General features: G+C 43.1%; 9 protein-coding genes. All 9 read left to right on the top strand.

Features of this window, described 5'->3' with window-relative positions:
- Positions 1 to 73: 73 nt before the first annotated feature.
- The 9 genes from proQ (at position 74) to rlmKL (ending at position 16742) form a co-directional block, all read left to right on the top strand.
- Entirely contained in the window at positions 74 to 697 is a 624-nt protein-coding gene (proQ, locus tag AB6E78_RS00385) for an RNA chaperone ProQ (RefSeq protein WP_017057223.1), read from the top strand.
- Positions 698 to 714: 17 nt separating this feature from the next.
- The gene (prc, locus tag AB6E78_RS00390; protein WP_372132235.1) at positions 715 to 2709 is read left to right on the top strand and encodes a carboxy terminal-processing peptidase; all 1995 of its coding nucleotides are present in this window, start codon (positions 715 to 717) and stop codon (positions 2707 to 2709) included.
- Positions 2710 to 3031: 322 nt separating this feature from the next.
- On the top strand, positions 3032 to 3715 hold the full coding sequence (locus AB6E78_RS00395) for a hypothetical protein (RefSeq protein WP_017068918.1): 684 nt from the start codon (positions 3032 to 3034) through the stop codon (positions 3713 to 3715).
- A gap of 218 nt (positions 3716 to 3933) precedes the next feature.
- Positions 3934 to 6540 (top strand): aminopeptidase N, encoded by a 2607-nt coding sequence (gene pepN / locus AB6E78_RS00400; RefSeq protein ID WP_372132233.1) that lies wholly within the window; start codon positions 3934 to 3936, stop codon positions 6538 to 6540.
- Positions 6541 to 6729: 189 nt separating this feature from the next.
- Positions 6730 to 6948 (top strand): DUF2835 domain-containing protein, encoded by a 219-nt coding sequence (locus AB6E78_RS00405; protein ID WP_372132230.1) that lies wholly within the window; start codon positions 6730 to 6732, stop codon positions 6946 to 6948.
- A 228-nt stretch (positions 6949 to 7176) separates the two neighbouring features.
- Positions 7177 to 12018: an NAD-glutamate dehydrogenase gene (locus AB6E78_RS00410; RefSeq protein WP_372132227.1), complete on the top strand. Its 4842-nt coding sequence runs from the start codon at positions 7177 to 7179 to the stop codon at positions 12016 to 12018.
- A 330-nt stretch (positions 12019 to 12348) separates the two neighbouring features.
- Positions 12349 to 13359 carry a quinone-dependent dihydroorotate dehydrogenase gene (pyrD, locus tag AB6E78_RS00415; RefSeq protein WP_069597199.1) on the top strand — a complete coding sequence of 337 codons (1011 nt, stop codon included), beginning with the start codon at positions 12349 to 12351 and terminating at the stop codon, positions 13357 to 13359.
- Between the two features lie 206 nt (positions 13360 to 13565).
- On the top strand, positions 13566 to 14114 hold the full coding sequence (locus tag AB6E78_RS00420; RefSeq protein ID WP_017059680.1) for a cell division protein ZapC: 549 nt from the start codon (positions 13566 to 13568) through the stop codon (positions 14112 to 14114).
- A gap of 507 nt (positions 14115 to 14621) precedes the next feature.
- Complete coding sequence (rlmKL, locus tag AB6E78_RS00425; RefSeq protein ID WP_372122137.1) at positions 14622 to 16742, top strand: bifunctional 23S rRNA (guanine(2069)-N(7))-methyltransferase RlmK/23S rRNA (guanine(2445)-N(2))-methyltransferase RlmL; 2121 nt, start codon at positions 14622 to 14624, stop codon at positions 16740 to 16742.
- Positions 16743 to 16751: the final 9 nt, after the last annotated feature.

Consider the following 16751-nt stretch of genomic DNA (forward strand, 5'->3'; position numbering starts at 1 on the left):
CCAAGCATCTCTCTATAATACGTAAAAATATTTTCTTAATGCTCGCGGAAAACCGCAAAAACCAGGAACCCACATGGAAAACACTGAAAAGTTAAAAAACAGCAAAGAAGTTATCGCATATATTGCTGAATGTTTCCCTAAATGCTTTACTCTAGAAGGTGAAGCGAAGCCACTTAAAATTGGTATTTTTCAAGATCTTGCTGAACGTCTAAATGAAGACGAAAAAGTAAGTAAGACTCAGCTTCGTGCAGCGTTAAGACAGTACACATCATCATGGCGTTACCTGCACGGCGTAAAAGCTGGCGCAGAACGTGTTGACCTAGACGGCAACGCGTGTGGCACACTAGAAGAAGAGCACGTTGAACACGCTAAAGCTACACTTGCTGAAAGCAAAGCGAAAGTTCAGGCTCGTCGTAAAGAACAAGCACAAAAAGCTCGTGAAGAAGGCAAAGCGAAACCTAAGGCGAAGAAAGCTCAACAGCCTCGTCGTCAAGCGCCTAAAGCACCAAAAGTAGAAAAGCCTGTAGAAACACGCGCTTTGAACGCTGACGAATTCATCGCTGGCAAAGAAGTAAATGTGAACATGGGTAAAGGAAACATGGCTGCGACCATTGTTGAAATCAATAAGGAAGATGTGCGTGTTCAGTTAGCAAACGGCCTACAAATGGTTGTTAAAGCGGAGCACTTGCGCGCTTAAAGGAGATACTCCTACGCATGAAATGCCGTTCAAAATTGACACTGATTGCTGCTAGCTTTTGTCTAGCAGCTTCAGCTCAGGCTCTTGAAGCCAAATTAGATCAGGACGATTTACCTTTACTCGTTCCTGAGGCCCAACACGAAACTGCTAGTAAACGTGTTACTTCTCGATTTACTCGTTCTCACTATAAACACTTCAATCTCAACGATGATTTCTCTCAAGCTATCTTTAATCGTTATTTAGAGATGCTGGATTATAATCGTAATATCTTCACTCAAGCTGATATTGACTCTTTCTCCTCATCATCTGTTCAAATTGATGATCAGCTGAAAGCGGGTAATAACCAGATTGCTTTCGATGTTTATAATCTTTCTATGCAGAAGCGTTTTGAACGTTTTCAGTATGCGCTGTCTTTGCTAGACACTGAGATTAAGTTTGATACCGATGAAAGTATTGAGCTCAATCGCAATGAAGCGGAATGGCCGAAAGATATCGCCGAAGTGAATGAGCTTTGGAGGAAGCGTGTTAAATACGATGCGTTGAATCTAAAACTTACTGGTAAAGAATGGCCAGAGATTCAAGAAGTTTTGGAAAAGCGTTACAACAATGCGATGAAGCGTATCACGCAATCGCATAATGAAGATGCTTTCCAGATCTACATGAACGCATTTGCGCGTGAAGTTGATCCTCACACCAGCTACCTCTCTCCAAGAAATGCAGAGCAATTCCAATCAGAGATGAATCTATCTCTAGAAGGTATTGGTGCTGTACTTCAGATGACTGACGACTACACCGTTATTCGATCTCTCGTTGCTGGTGGCCCTGCGTCAAACAGCAAACAATTGAGCGACGGCGATCGTATTGTTGGTGTCGGTCAAGATGGCGAAGAGATTGTTGATGTTATCGGCTGGCGTTTAGACGATGTAGTGCAATTAATCAAAGGACCGAAAGGGACCAAAGTTAAGCTACAGATCCTGCCAGATGGTAAAGATGCAAAAAGTCACGTTGTCACAATTGTACGCGATAAGATTCGTTTAGAAGACCGCGCTGTTAAGTCAGAAGTTATCGAGAAAGATGGCAAGAAGATTGGTGTACTCGAAGTACCAAGCTTCTATGTTGGTCTTTCTAAAGATACAGACAAACTGATCACTGAGCTTAAAGGGCAAGGTGTTGAAGGCATTATTGTTGATCTGAGAAACAACGGTGGTGGTGCACTCACTGAAGCAACTGAACTCTCTGGTTTGTTTATCAAAGAGGGACCCGTTGTTCAGGTGCGTGATAGTTACGGTCGTGTCAAAGTGAACAGTGATACTGATGGCGAAATTAGTTACCAAGGTCCACTAACGGTATTGGTCAATCGCTACAGTGCTTCAGCCTCTGAGATCTTTGCGGCAGCGATGCAAGATTACGGTCGTGCAATCATTCTAGGTGAAAACTCTTTCGGTAAAGGAACGGTGCAACAACATCGCTCTTTGAATCATATCTATGATTTGTTCGATAAAGAGTTAGGCTACGTTCAATACACAATCCAAAAATTCTACCGAATCAATGGTGGTAGTACGCAAAACAAGGGTGTAGTACCTGATATTGCTTACCCAACGCCAATTGATCCTGCAGATACTGGTGAAAGTGTTGAAGACAACGCTCTTCCTTGGGACAGCATCGACAAAGCGAAGTACTCAGTGTTACAGCGTAACGATGAGCAGATCGCAGCGTTGACGGCTAAACACGAAGCTCGTATCGCAACAGACATGGAATTTGGCTTTATCGCGCAAGATATTGAAAAATATAAGGCAGATAAAGACGATAACGACCTTTCTTTGAATGAAAAGGTACGTCAGCAAGAGAGCGATGATGCGGATGCGCTTCGTCTAGATCGTATCAATCAACGTCAAAAAGCCGCTAAGTTAGAGGCATTTAAAACGTTGGATGATATTCCAAAAGACTACGAAGCCCCGGATGCTTATCTTGATGAATCAGTTGCTATCATGCTGGATATGATCAAGAAATAAACAAAATACCTGTTATAAGGTGATTGTTTAAAGACGTACTATTTGAAAAGCGAGCTTAGGCTCGCTTTTTTTGTACCTGTGTTCTTGCCTCGAATAATGTCATGTTAACGGCATGCTTCCTCGCTTTTTAACTTGCTGCAGAACCACTGTTATTTGATTTTCGGCTGTGAAGTACACTGTAAAAATAACTAAACTTAAGTATTATTTTTCGAGTGATAATGACATTTAAGTTACTTCGCACTTAAAATTTAGTGACTTAGATCATATTTTTTCGCTTTCTATTCATTACGTGCCTAAACTTAAAGAAAACGAGGGGACGCTTATGAAATGGATTCTACTATTTTTATCTTGTTTAAGTTTTGTGGCTTTTGGGAGCGAGGTCGCTTCGAGTAACCAACAATCAAAAAGTGATAGTAATCTATCTCATTTTGACCTTCCTTTGCTGCTTGGTGATTGGTATTTGATGAATCCTGATCCTGAGCAAGGCACTGAAAACTTTAGAGCGATCAAGCTCACTCTTGATTCAAACTACTCATTCACTATCGATATCCAAAAGAAAGACTACAGTGTCGATCATTGGGAAGGTTTGTATAACGCCAATGAAGACACGATTATTTTGGGTTTGAATACCTCAGAACCTCAGGTTTACGCGTACAGCAGTAATCACAACATGCTGAATCTTAACGGTGTTATGTTCACTAAGGCCTTGCCAAATGCATTGGCGGGAATCTGGTCAAGTGCCCAACTGTCTGGAAGCGATCTACGTGCGAGTAACATTCAAAAAATGGATTTAGTCCTTCAGCCGGACTTTATATTCATGTTCCGAGTATCAGATGAAGAAGGTGGTGAAGTCATTCGTCGCGGGGTGTATTACACAGAAGGCGATCAACTAGTGTTACTTTATGAGAACGGTGAACACGGCACTCGATATACACTGAACAGCGATGTGTTAACGCTGCAAGGTGAAGAGGGAGATATGTTTGCGGTACTCAATCGCATTCGATAATCGTGAGTTTTAGCAGTAACGGCGTACTCGTTGATAATATTGTGCACAGTTCATTTCTTAGGCGTTCCTGTCTGATTTGATTGATAAAATAGCAAAACATGGAGGCATTTTCTTACAATGCCTCCTTTTTTTAATATTCCCCTTGTTTTATTGGCGCTCAACCTTTAGATATATACAGTTAAAAAATAATTACGTATAACGATCAAAAGGAACCCGTCATGGCACATACACCTCAAGCCAAGTATCGTAAAGATTATCAATCACCATCTCACACGATTTCTGAAATCGATCTTACTTTCGATTTGTACGACTCAGCATCCATTGTTACGGCTGTTTCTAGTGTTAAGCAGGAGAAAGACAGCACGACATTAGTACTTGATGGTGAAGGCTTGAAGTTGGTTTCTGTTTTGGTTGAAGGTAAGGATTGGACGCAGTACGAACAGTCTGAAACTCTACTTACTTTGAATGATCTTCCGAAAGATTTTACATTAACGATCGTTACGGAAGTTGACCCTGAAGGGAACAGTGCACTTGAAGGTTTGTACAAGTCGGGTGGTGCGTTCTGTACTCAATGTGAAGCTGAAGGTTTCCGCCGCATTACTTACTACATGGATCGCCCAGATGTGCTGGCGAAATTCACGACAACGGTCATCGCAGACAAAGCTGAAAACCCATTCTTATTAAGTAATGGTAACCGTGTCGACGAAGGCGAAGCTGAAAACGGCCGTCACTGGGTGAAATGGCAAGACCCACATCCAAAACCAGCGTACCTGTTTGCTTTAGTCGCGGGTGACTTCGATGTACTTCGTGACGCATATACAACGCAGTCAGGTCGTAATGTCGATCTAGAAATCTTTGTCGACAAAGGCAACCTAGACCGCGCAAATCACGCGATGGTTTCTTTGATTAACTCAATGAAGTGGGACGAAGAGCGTTTCAATCTTGAGTATGACTTAGACATCTACATGATCGTAGCCGTTGATTTCTTCAACATGGGTGCGATGGAAAACAAAGGCCTGAACGTATTCAACTCTAAGTTCGTTTTAGCGAACGACCAAACAGCAACAGATACTGACTACCTAGGTATCGAAGCAGTAATCGGTCACGAATATTTCCATAACTGGACAGGTAACCGAGTCACTTGTCGTGACTGGTTCCAATTAAGCTTGAAAGAAGGCTTAACGGTTTTTCGTGATCAAGAGTTTTCATCTGATCTTGGTTCTCGCGCAGTAAACCGTATCAACAATGTTCGTATTATTCGTGGGCCACAATTCGCTGAAGATGCGAGCCCAATGTCTCACCCAATTCGCCCTGAAAAAGTGATAGAAATGAATAACTTCTACACATTAACGGTGTACGAAAAGGGCAGTGAAGTGATCCGAATGATCCACACATTGTTGGGTGAGGAAGGTTTCCAAAAAGGCATGAAGCTGTACTTTGAACGTCACGATGGCACGGCGGCAACATGTGAAGACTTCGTAGCGGCAATGGAAGATGCATCGGGTGTTGATCTGTCTCAGTTCCGTTTATGGTACAGCCAGTCTGGTACGCCGACGCTTTCTGTTGAAAGCCACTACGATGCAGAGAAAAAAGAGTACACGTTAACGACTCGCCAAGTAACAGCGCCAACTCATGAGCAAACCGAAAAGCAGGCTCTGCATATTCCACTAGATATCGAGCTATACACAGCTGCGGGTGAAGTTGTTGAGTTACAATGTAACGGTAAGCCAGTTCATAATGTATTAGATGTGAAAGAAGCAGAGCAAACGTTCGTGTTTGAAAACGTTTCTGAGCAACCGATCCCATCATTACTTCGTGAATTTTCTGCGCCAGTGAAATTGGAATATGACTACTCAGATGAAGAACTGATCTTCTTGATGGTGAATGCTCGCAATGAATTCTCTCGTTGGGATGCGGGTCAAATGCTATTAGCGAAGTACATCCGCAGTAACGTGGAGAAAGTTCAGCAGGGTCAAGCGTTTGAGCTTTCTGATTCTGTTGTTGATGCATTCCGTGGCGTACTGCTGAGTGATTCACTAGAGCCTGCGTTTATTGCAGAAATGCTTTCTCTACCAAGCCACAATGAAGTATCGGGTTGGTACGAGCGCGTTGATATTGATGCGGTCGCATCGGTTCTTAACTCGATGAAAGTTACATTAGCTGCAGAACTTGAAGACGAGTTAGCGGCGGTTTATCACAGCCACGCACTAACAGAATACACGATCGATCACGATTCGATTGGTAAGCGTACTCTACGTAAAGTTTGCTTAAGTTACTTAGCTCATACTGGGCAGGGTAATGACTTGGTTGTTGCGATGTATCAACAAGCGAATAACATGACAGATACGATGGCAGCAATGGGCGCGGCAAACAGTGCACAACTACCATGTCGTGAAACCTTGATGGTGGATTACAGTGACAAGTGGAAACACGATGGTCTTGTTATGGATAAGTGGTTTGCATTGCAAGGTACAAACCCAAGTTCAAACGCACTTGAAGTGATCAAAGCGTCGATGTCGCACCAGGCGTTCAGTTTGAAGAACCCGAACCGTACCCGTAACTTGGTCGGTTCATTCTTAAACATGAACCCGGTTCAATTCCACGACAAGTCTGGTCAAGGCTATGCATTTGCAGGCGAGATCTTACGTGAACTGAACAGCAGCAACCCGCAAGTGGCTTCACGTCTGATTGATCCACTTCTTAAATTCCGTAAGTACGACGATGAACGCCAAGCTCTGATCAAAAAAGAACTAGAGACGTTAAAGAACATGGACAACCTAGCAAAAGACTTGTTTGAGAAAGTGACGAAAGCACTAGAGGCTTAAGTCAGCGCGCATTCAGGTAACTGTTTGCTACAACGAAAGGTCATCAGTGGTAGAGAATATCTGCCACTGATTTTTTGTTTCTGGTTCATCGAATTTTCGATAAGCTAGAGCAGCTTCAAGTTCAGTTTCACCGTCAGACATCTAAAAGTGCCAAAAAATACTGGCACTGTATATTTATACAGGTATCGTATGAATCGCTATATTTTCCAACTTAACATCTCATATCAGCAGTTTTTGGCCAGCTATTCTGGTACGGCAAGTAAAGTTCAAGTGATAACAACAACAGGTTTACGCTTACAGTTACCTGCAACTCGATTCAAACCATTTCTTACACAAATAGGGGTTAGAGGGCAGTTTAGGTTGACAACTGACCAAAAAAATAAGTTTATTAAGTTAGAAGCTCTGTAAACCTTGGCATGCCTAGTGAGTTAAAAGGAATCTTAATCACATAATCAAACATTTCACCTCTTACCACCTCCAAAACAATTAACTATTTCTCAATAATGCTTTTACAATAAATGAATGCATTACCTTTGCTTAACTCGTTAGTAGAAAAGCGCTCAACGGCACGTTTCAAACACCAGATTAAGTGATCCCCCTAATAATAAAATATAATTCTAATTGTGGAGTGTGACTATGACCGCACGTGAAACTGTGGTTCCAGTTTTACTTGAAAAAGTTTACAAGCTGATTCAAGACAAACTTGACCTTGCTCATCGACCTCTCGTAACTCAACTTGCTCAACACTTGTTTAGTAACGTTTCTCACGACGATCTAACTCAGAGAAACGAATCCGATTTATATGGTGCTGTAGTTAGCTTATGGCATCACATCAATGAAAAGAAAGCCGACGAAATCTCTGTACGCGTATTCAACCCGACGGTAAGTCGTCAAGGTTGGCAGTCTACTCATACTATCGTTGAGATAGTCGTTCCAGACAGTCCATTCCTTGTTGATTCCGTAAAAATGGCATTGACTCGCCTAGACCGTTCTTCTCACCTTATGCTTCATAACCCAACACAAATCTCTCGCTCAGATAAGGGCAGTGTTGTCGGTGTAAGCAATAACGAAGGTGCATTCCAATCGCTTTTCCATATCGAAGTTGACCGTCTGAGTAGTAAAGCTGAAATGACAGCACTTAAAACGGAGTTGCTGGATATCTTTACCGACACTAGCTTAGTCGTGAACGATTGGTTGAAGATGGTTGAAAGACTTGAAGAAGTGACCAATCAAGTTGAACAGCAAAAAGAGAGCATTCCAGTAGACGGCCAGCGCTTTGATGAAACGTTGGCGTTTCTTCGTTGGTTAGGCCAACACAACTTTACATTCATGGGTTATAAGGAATATGACCTAGTTTCAGTTAACGGCGACACTGAACTGCAACCGACCAAGGAGCAAGGTCTTGGTTTGTTTGCGAACTCAGATCGTGTACGTAACGTTAAGCTATCTGAGTTTTCTGATTCGGCACGTCTTGAAGCGAAAAAGCCTTATGTGCTTATCGTAACCAAGGGCAACACGGCTTCACGCATTCACCGCCCAGCTTACAACGATTACATTGGTATTAAGAAGTTCGATAAGAACGGTAAGGTCATTGGTGAGCACCGCTTTACTGGTCTTTACACATCTGCCGTTTATAACCAAACCGTTGAAACGATTCCTCTTGTTCGCGAGAAAGTAGAACGTATTTTGGATGCGAGTGGTTACCGTGAAGGTTCATACTCTTACAAAGCGCTGCACAACATTCTTGAAAACTACCCACGTGATGAACTGCTGCAAGCTCGAGAAGAAGAGCTACTAGAAGTCGGTACGGGCGTAGTACAAATGCAAGATCGCGATCTCCTGCGTTTGTTTGTTCGCAAAGACCCGTTTGGTCGTTTCTTTAGCTGCATGGTTTACGTAACAAAAGATCGTTACAACACTGAGCTTCGTCGCCAAACACAGCGCATCTTGAAACAGTACTTTGGTTGTGAAGAAGAGGTTGAATTTACAACGTACTTCTCTGAAAGCCCGCTAGCAAGAACGCACTATATTGTTCGTGTTGATAACAACAACATGGATGTGGACGTGAAAACAATTGAGCAAAATTTAATGGAAGTATCGTCTACGTGGGATGACCGTCTGTCTGAATCTATCATTGCAAACTTCGGTGAAAGCAAAGGTCTTCCATTGTCGAAAGAGTACATGCGTGCATTCCCACGTTCGTACAAAGAAGACATGATGCCAGGTTCTGCTGTTGCCGACATTGAACGTTTAGAAGCGCTAAGTGAAGACAACAAACTGGGTATGCTTTTCTACCGTCCTCAAGAAGAAGCGGCAGATTCAAAAGCCGTTCGTTTGAAGTTGTTCTACCACAGCGATGAGCCAATTCACCTTTCTGATGTTATGCCAATGCTTGAAAACTTTGGCCTACGCGTTATCGGTGAATCTCCATATGAAGTGCGTAAAACCAACGGTGTGACCTATTGGATCCTTGATTTCTCTATGCTGCACAAGAGCGATAAGACCATTGATCTTCGTGAAGCTCGCGATCTTTTCCAACAAGCCTTTGCGGCAATCTGGGCGGGTGAGTTAGACAGCGATGGTTTCAACCGCTTAGTACTTGGCGCTGGTCTTTCTGGCCGTGAAATCTCAATCTTACGTGCTTATGCTCGTTACATGCGTCAAGTTGGTTTCCCATTCAGCCAACAATACATTGAAGACACATTGTCTCATTACCCAGAATTAGCGAAAGGGCTAGTGAGCCTATTCGGCAAGCGTTTTGACCCGAAACTGAAGGGCAGCGTAAAAGGCCAACAAGATCTTATTAAGAAGATCACTGAACAGTTGGATCATGTAGAAAGCTTGGATGATGATCGTATCATTCGTCGCTACATGGAAATGATCACTGCAACGCTTCGTACTAACTACTACCAAGTAGACGAGAATAAGCAGTCTAAACCTTGGTTGGCTCTGAAAATGAGACCAAGCGAGATTCCAGATATCCCTGCGCCGGTTCCTGCGTTTGAGATCTTCGTTTACGCACCAGACATTGAAGGTGTGCATTTACGTGGCGGTAAAGTAGCACGCGGTGGTTTACGTTGGTCAGACCGTCAAGAGGACTTCCGTACTGAGATTCTAGGCCTAGTTAAAGCGCAACAAGTTAAGAACACGGTTATCGTACCGGTTGGTGCTAAAGGTGGTTTCGTTTGTAAGCGTCAACACATGATGTCTGGCCGAGACGAGATCTTTGCTGAAGGTCAACGTTGTTACAAGCGCTTCATCCGTGCATTGCTAGACGTTTCAGACAACATCATTGAAGGTGAGGTTATCCCACCTAAGAGCGTTGTTCGTCACGATGAAGATGACCCATACTTGGTTGTTGCAGCCGATAAAGGCACCGCGACATTCTCAGATCTAGCGAACTCAGTAGCTGAAGAGTACAACTTCTGGCTAGGTGATGCGTTTGCATCGGGTGGCTCTAACGGTTACGACCACAAAGCCATGGGTATCACGGCGAAAGGTGGCTGGGAATCGGTTAAACGTCACTTTCGCGAAATGGGTATTAACTGTCAAAGCACAGACTTCACTGCCATTGGTGTGGGTGATATGGCGGGTGACGTATTTGGTAACGGTATGCTGCTATCTAAGCACATTCGCTTGCAAGCTGCGTTTAACCACATGCACATCTTCATTGACCCGAATCCAGAATCAGCATCAAGCTGGGTAGAGCGTGACCGTCTGTTTAATCTGCCTCGTTCAAGTTGGGAAGATTACAATAAAGACCTGATTTCTCAAGGTGGTGGCATCTTCTCTCGCCGAGCGAAGTCTATCTCTTTGACACCTGAAATTCAGAAAATGCTGGGTACCAAGAAAGCATCAATGGCACCAAACGACTTGATCAAAGCGATCTTGTCTATGAAAGTTGATCTACTTTGGAACGGCGGTATTGGTACTTACGTTAAGTCTTCTAGTGAGACTCATACCGATGTGGGTGACCGTGCAAATGACGTGCTACGTATCGATGGCCGTGACCTGAAAGCTAAGGTTGTTGGTGAAGGCGGTAACTTGGGTATGACTCAATTGGGTCGTATTGAATACGCTCTAACGGGCGGTCGAGTTAATACTGACTTTGTCGATAACGTTGGTGGTGTAGATTGCTCGGATAACGAAGTTAACATTAAGATCTTCTTGAATGGCTTGGTGTCTAATGGTGATCTTACCGTTAAGCAACGTAACCAAGTTCTTGAATCTATGGAAGATGAAGTAGGTGAAATCGTACTAGACGACGCTTACTGCCAAGCTGAGTCTATCTCTGTTACTGAGCATCAAGGTGTAGGCTTAGTGAAAGAGCAAATCCGCTTTATCCACACAATGGAAAAAGCCGGGTACTTAGACCGTGGTTTGGAATACATCCCAGATGACGAAACGCTGCTAGAACGTGAGAAGCAGGGCCAAGCACTAACAAGACCAGAGCTATCAGTATTGATCGCTTACGGTAAAATGGTTCTAAAAGAAGATCTTGTGAGTGATGACATTGCGAATGATGAGTTCCATGCTCAACAACTGATGCAATACTTCCCAACAGAGTTACGCCGTAACTACTCTCAGCACATGGATAACCATCCACTTCGTGCAGAGATCATTGCGACTGCGCTTGCTAACCAAATGGTTAACGAGATGGGCTGTAACTTCGTGACTCGCTTGCAAGAAGAGACGGGCGCGAACATTGTTGATATTGCGAATGCTTACGCGGCATCACGTGAAATCTACGGCCTGGGTGAGGTATTGAAGAGCATCCGTGAACTGGACAACATCTCAAGTTCTGAAGCTCAATACGAATTGCTTTACCATGTACGTCGTACGCTTCGTCGTCTAGCACGCTGGTTGCTAAGAAACCGTACCGGTAAACAGTCAGTGAATGCATTGATTGAGCTTTACCAAGGTGATGTCGTCGCAATTACTGAGAAGCTGGATGAAAACCTAGTGGCTTCAGAAGTAGAAGAGCATCAAGCAATGGCTCAAGTATGGATTGACCAAGGTGTAAACGCTGAGCTGGCTAATTCAGTGGCTCGTTTGTCTAGCCTGTACTCAGCACTGGATATATCTACAGTGGCTCGTGAAACAGGTAAAACAGTACAGCAAGCGTCTAAGCTTTACTTCAACCTAGGCGACCGTTTGTCACTGCACTGGTTCTTGAAGCAAATCAATGGCCAAGCTATAGACAACAACTGGCAAGCACTGGCGCGTGCAGCATTCAGAGAAGATCTGGATTGGCAGCAACGCCAGTTAACTGGTCAAGTACTTAACTGTGGTTGTGCTTCAGATATCGATGTGATTAAAGCGCTTGATGACTGGATGGAAAGTAACTCTGTTTCTCTACATCGTTGGGAAAGCATCCTAAACGAATTCAAAGTAGGTTCTGTTCATGAGTTTGCTAAGTTCTCAGTAGCACTGCGTGAATTGATGCTGTTGAATCTAAACTGCATGTCAAAAGACTAGTTACTAGATAAGACGAAAAAGTATAAGGGCAGGCCAAAAGGTCTGCCTTTTTCGTTTCGGTAAAGTGGAAACAATAGGCCTAACGACTTTTGAAGAACAAACTTCGACGCAAACGTTGTTTGTTGTTAAGTGACCTGATGGCTGTACTAAGGTTGAGATTAGAAATGGCTTAATAACTTGAAGAAACGATAACGTTTGCTTAATAATGAACCTCATTCGTTAGCAAACTTGATTATCTTACCCTTACAGACAGTAATAGATTGAATAGTTGGGTAAATAAGTAAATAATAGCGCCCCGTTTACACGGGGCTTTTTTCTATCGGAGGCACAATGCTTTACCGTCTAGCCAGAACTGGCTTTTTCCAACTTGATGCCGAAAAGGCACATGATCTTGCAATTCAAAATTTCAAGCGCTTCACAGGCACACCTATTGATCTTTTGTATCGCCAACAATTACCTCACCGACCTGTAGAGTGCATGGGTCTTACTTTTAAAAACCCAGTTGGCCTTGCTGCTGGCCTAGATAAAAACGGCGAATGTATTGATGCATTTGGCGCAATGGGTTTTGGTTTCGTAGAAGTAGGAACAGTGACTCCACGTCCGCAAGCGGGTAACGACAAACCTCGTTTATTCCGTCTTGTTGAAGCTGAAGGTATCATCAACCGCATGGGTTTTAACAACCTAGGCGTCGACAACCTTGTTGAGAATGTTAAGAAGTCGAACTACGATGGCATCTTAGGCATTAACATTGGTAAGAATAAAGACACACCAATTGAAAAGGGCGCTGAAGATTACTTGATCTGTATGGAGAAGGTATATCAATACGCTGGTTACATTGCTGTGAACATCTCTTCACCAAACACTCCAGGACTTCGTTCTCTACAATACGGCGAAGCTCTAGACGATCTATTGTCTGAACTTAAAACGAAACAATCTGAACTGGAAGAGACGCATGGTAAATATGTTCCTCTTGCTCTTAAGATTGCTCCGGATCTAAGCGACGACGAAATTCGCCAAATTTGTGAATCATTGATCAAAAATAAGATCGATGGTGTGATCGCAACAAACACAACATTGGATCGTTCAATCGTTGAAGGTATGAAACATTGTGATGAAGCGGGTGGCCTAAGTGGACGTCCTGTTCAATCTCGTAGTACTGAAGTAGTTCGTAAACTTCACGAAGAGCTGGGTGACAAACTGCCGATCATTGGAGTAGGTGGTGTTGACTCGTATGTTGCTGCAAAAGAGAAAATGATGGCGGGCGCGAAGCTTGTACAGGTTTACTCTGGTTTCATCTACAAAGGCCCAGGCCTAGTTGGCGACATCGTTAAAAATCTATAAGCTGAAAATTGCTTTTATTTTTGAAAAGCGACAATCTGGCATCGTCTTACTAAAAGAGACACTGTAACTCACTGAGTTGTAGAGAAAAGCGATAAGAAAGAGGAATTCATTTCCTCTTTTTTTTTGCCTATTGCTCAGTAAAATTACTGTAATTGAAGGTAATTTTGCGTTTTACCTAATGGAATGGTTCAACAGTGTGAGACGAAATGATGCTTAAACCTAGCGATACATGGAGTTGGTATTACGATGAGCAGCAATGTTCATTAATGCTAAACCTCGGAGAGGATATGATTTTCAAAACGAATCTGGTCCGAAATAAGCTGGTGGACTGCGCGTTTAGAGATAATGAATTCACCGTTGATGACGCATCTTCATACCAAACCTTCAAAGAACAAATTTCTGGCTTAGAACTGTCTGAGCCTCGCCAAGCTGAACTCGCGCTTTATTGCGTGGCAGCAAAGCGCTTCCACAAGCCTGTACAGCCTAAGAGTTGGTTCTTCGACTCACAGGGCGCTGGCCACGAATACCCTCAAGAAGGGGATATCGTACAAATGAATAACGAGCATAGCTTAGGGTATTTCATTGTATTAGAAGTGGGAGAGTGTGCGAGCCTATGTGCATTTGTCGACCTAGAAGAGTTTCTGCTTACACCTTCAAAAGGGTTACGCTTTGGCGACTCGATTAAGGTCATGCACGATAGAATGATAGACGCGAACGCTATTCTTCATCAAACGCACATAGCGATGGTAGGTTAACCTCTAATCTAGCACATCATTTCAACCACGCATCGCAGCACACAAACGTATAAACCTTCCTCAGAATCGGCTCATTAGCCGATTTTTTTGTGCCTAAAAAACCTCATCCTGATAAATACATCACGGCTTAACCATTTAAATAGTGAACTTACGACTATTTTTTCACCTTAATTTCTGCCCGTTTTCATCGCCAGAAGAGTAAATCTACCGTCTTTATTCCCTGTTTTTGGTCTTTTGTAGCTAAATTTCATCCACAAATCTCCTTTGGTATATACCAGTTTTGAGGTGAATATAAATTCACATTGCTACTTTGGTTAATAAGTGGTCAGAAATGAAGTTGGTTTGATAGGTCTTATGTTCTAAGGGGATGTGGGTAAGCGATCGCTTCAAGACTGTGCATTTGCTAGCCAGTTAGTCGAAAGATTCAATGAAAAGACGTGTTTAGTGTGATGCTCTAGTTACAAATTCAGGTATAATCGAACTCATTTTTATCAATAAAAGAACACTATGAATCAATATCTAGCGGTTACCTCAAACGGCCTTGAGAATTTATTAGTTGAAGAACTAACCCAACTAGGGATTACAAACGCAAAACCTGTTCAAGCAGGTGTTAAATTCAAAGCGACCAATGAGCAAATTTATCGTTGTTGTTTGTGGAGCCGTTTGGCTTCTCGATTTGTACGTGTCCTTTCTGAATTCACTTGTATGGACGACATGGATTTGTACCTATCAACCACTGCGGTTAACTGGGTAAATCAATTCCATAGCTCTAAGCGTTTTGTTGTTGACTTCAATGGTACGAACAACGAAATCCGTAATAGCCAATACGGTGCGATGAAAGTAAAAGATGCCGTTGTTGATTGCTTTGAGAAGAAGTCTTTACCTCGTCCTTCTATTAGCAAAGAGAACCCAGACATTCGTATCCACGTTCGTTTACACCGTGATAAAGCGATTCTTGGTGTTGATATGGTAGGTAGCGGTCTTCACCAACGTGGTTACCGTCCTGAATCAGGTCGAGCACCACTACGTGAAACTCTTGCTGCCGCGATTCTTCTTCGTAGTGGTTGGGACGCAACTAAGCCTTTCCTAGATCCAATGTGTGGTTCAGGTACGTTAGTGATTGAAGCGGCGATGATGGCTGCAAACATGGCTCCAGGTGTTAAACGTCAGAAGTGGTGTTTTGAATCACTAGAAGATTTCGAACCAGAGCTATGGGCTGAAGTGAAAGCAGAAGCGAACGTCCAAGGCCGTCGTGGCGTTAAGAAAGTAGAATGTAAGTTCTATGGCTATGACAATGACGAACGCATGATCAAAACAGCGCGTGACAATGCTCGTCGTGCTGGTGTTGAAGAGTTGATTGAATTCGAAGTAGGTGATGCTGCAAAACTTAAGCGTCCTACCGAGTTTACTGATGGTGTGATTGTTTCTAACCCACCTTATGGTGAGCGTTTAGGTACAGAGCCGGGTCTTATTGCTCTTTACACAGCATTTGGCGCGCAGCTTAAAGCTGAATTTGGCGGTTGTAACGCGTCTATCTTCTCTAGTTCAGACGAACTACTGAGCTGCTTACGCATGCGTGCAGACAAACAGTTCAAATTGAATAACGGTGCGTTACCGTGTCACCAAAAGAACTACTCAATTTCAGATCGTCCGATGTCAGAACGTCCAACGGGCGAGCAAGAACAGTTAATTGCTCCTGACTTCGCAAACCGTCTTAAAAAGAACATCGGTAAAATTGGTAAGTGGGCTAAGAAAGAGCAATTAGATTGTTACCGTATCTACGATGCGGACTTACCAGAATACAATGTAGCGATTGATGTATACCCAGGTCACCTTGTGATTCAAGAATACGCAGCGCCTAAAGATGTACCGGAAGAGAAGGCAAAACGTCGCTTAACCGATATCATCCGTGCTTCTATTCAAGTAACAGGCGTAGAAGCAAACAACGTTGTGCTTAAAGTTCGTCAGAAACAGAAAGGCCGTTCTCAATACCAGAAATTGGCTCAAGACTCATCGAACTTAGAAGTGAACGAGTATGGCGTTAAGCTGATTGTTAATCTTCATGATTACCTAGATACCGGGTTGTTCCTAGATCATAAGATCACTCGTCGTCGTATCGGTGAGATGGCCGCAGGTAAGGATTTCCTAAACTTGTTTGCTTATACAGGAAGTGCATCTGTTCATGCTGCTGTGGGTGGTGCTCGTTCTACAACTACTGTTGATATGTCTAATACCTACCTAGAGTGGGCGAAAGAGAACATGGAGCTTAACGGTCGTGTTGGTCGTCAACATCAGTTTGTTCAAGCTGACTGTCTACAATGGCTAGCTAAAGAGCAGGGTTCTTATGATCTGATCTTTATCGATCCACCTACGTTCTCTAACTCAAAGCGTATGGATCAATCTTTCGATGTTCAACGTGATCACATTCAGCTGATGGAAAACCTTAAACGTCTTCTTCGTGAAGAAGGCACGATTGTGTTCTCTAACAACAAGCGTCACTTCAAAATGGACTTGGAAGCTCTAGATGAGTTAGGTCTTAAGGCTCAGAATATCTCAGCGAAGACACTTCCATTGGACTTCTCTCGCAATAAGCACATTCATAACTGCTGGTTGATTACACATAAGTAGTTAAGAGAT

This window comes from Vibrio sp. 10N.247.310.98, assembly GCF_041467395.1.
Lineage (GTDB): Bacteria > Pseudomonadota > Gammaproteobacteria > Enterobacterales > Vibrionaceae > Vibrio > Vibrio crassostreae_C.

Excerpts from the sequence above, each read along its gene's own strand:
- proQ (WP_017057223.1), top strand. The coding sequence starts at position 74 with ATGGAAAACACTGAAAAGTTAAAAAACAGCAAAGAAGTTATCGCATAT.
- prc (WP_372132235.1), top strand. The coding sequence starts at position 715 with ATGAAATGCCGTTCAAAATTGACACTGATTGCTGCTAGCTTTTGTCTA.
- AB6E78_RS00395 (WP_017068918.1), top strand. The coding sequence starts at position 3,032 with ATGAAATGGATTCTACTATTTTTATCTTGTTTAAGTTTTGTGGCTTTT.
- pepN (WP_372132233.1), top strand. The coding sequence starts at position 3,934 with ATGGCACATACACCTCAAGCCAAGTATCGTAAAGATTATCAATCACCA.
- AB6E78_RS00405 (WP_372132230.1), top strand. The coding sequence starts at position 6,730 with ATGAATCGCTATATTTTCCAACTTAACATCTCATATCAGCAGTTTTTG.
- AB6E78_RS00410 (WP_372132227.1), top strand. The coding sequence starts at position 7,177 with ATGACCGCACGTGAAACTGTGGTTCCAGTTTTACTTGAAAAAGTTTAC.
- pyrD (WP_069597199.1), top strand. The coding sequence starts at position 12,349 with ATGCTTTACCGTCTAGCCAGAACTGGCTTTTTCCAACTTGATGCCGAA.
- AB6E78_RS00420 (WP_017059680.1), top strand. The coding sequence starts at position 13,566 with ATGATGCTTAAACCTAGCGATACATGGAGTTGGTATTACGATGAGCAG.
- rlmKL (WP_372122137.1), top strand. The coding sequence starts at position 14,622 with ATGAATCAATATCTAGCGGTTACCTCAAACGGCCTTGAGAATTTATTA.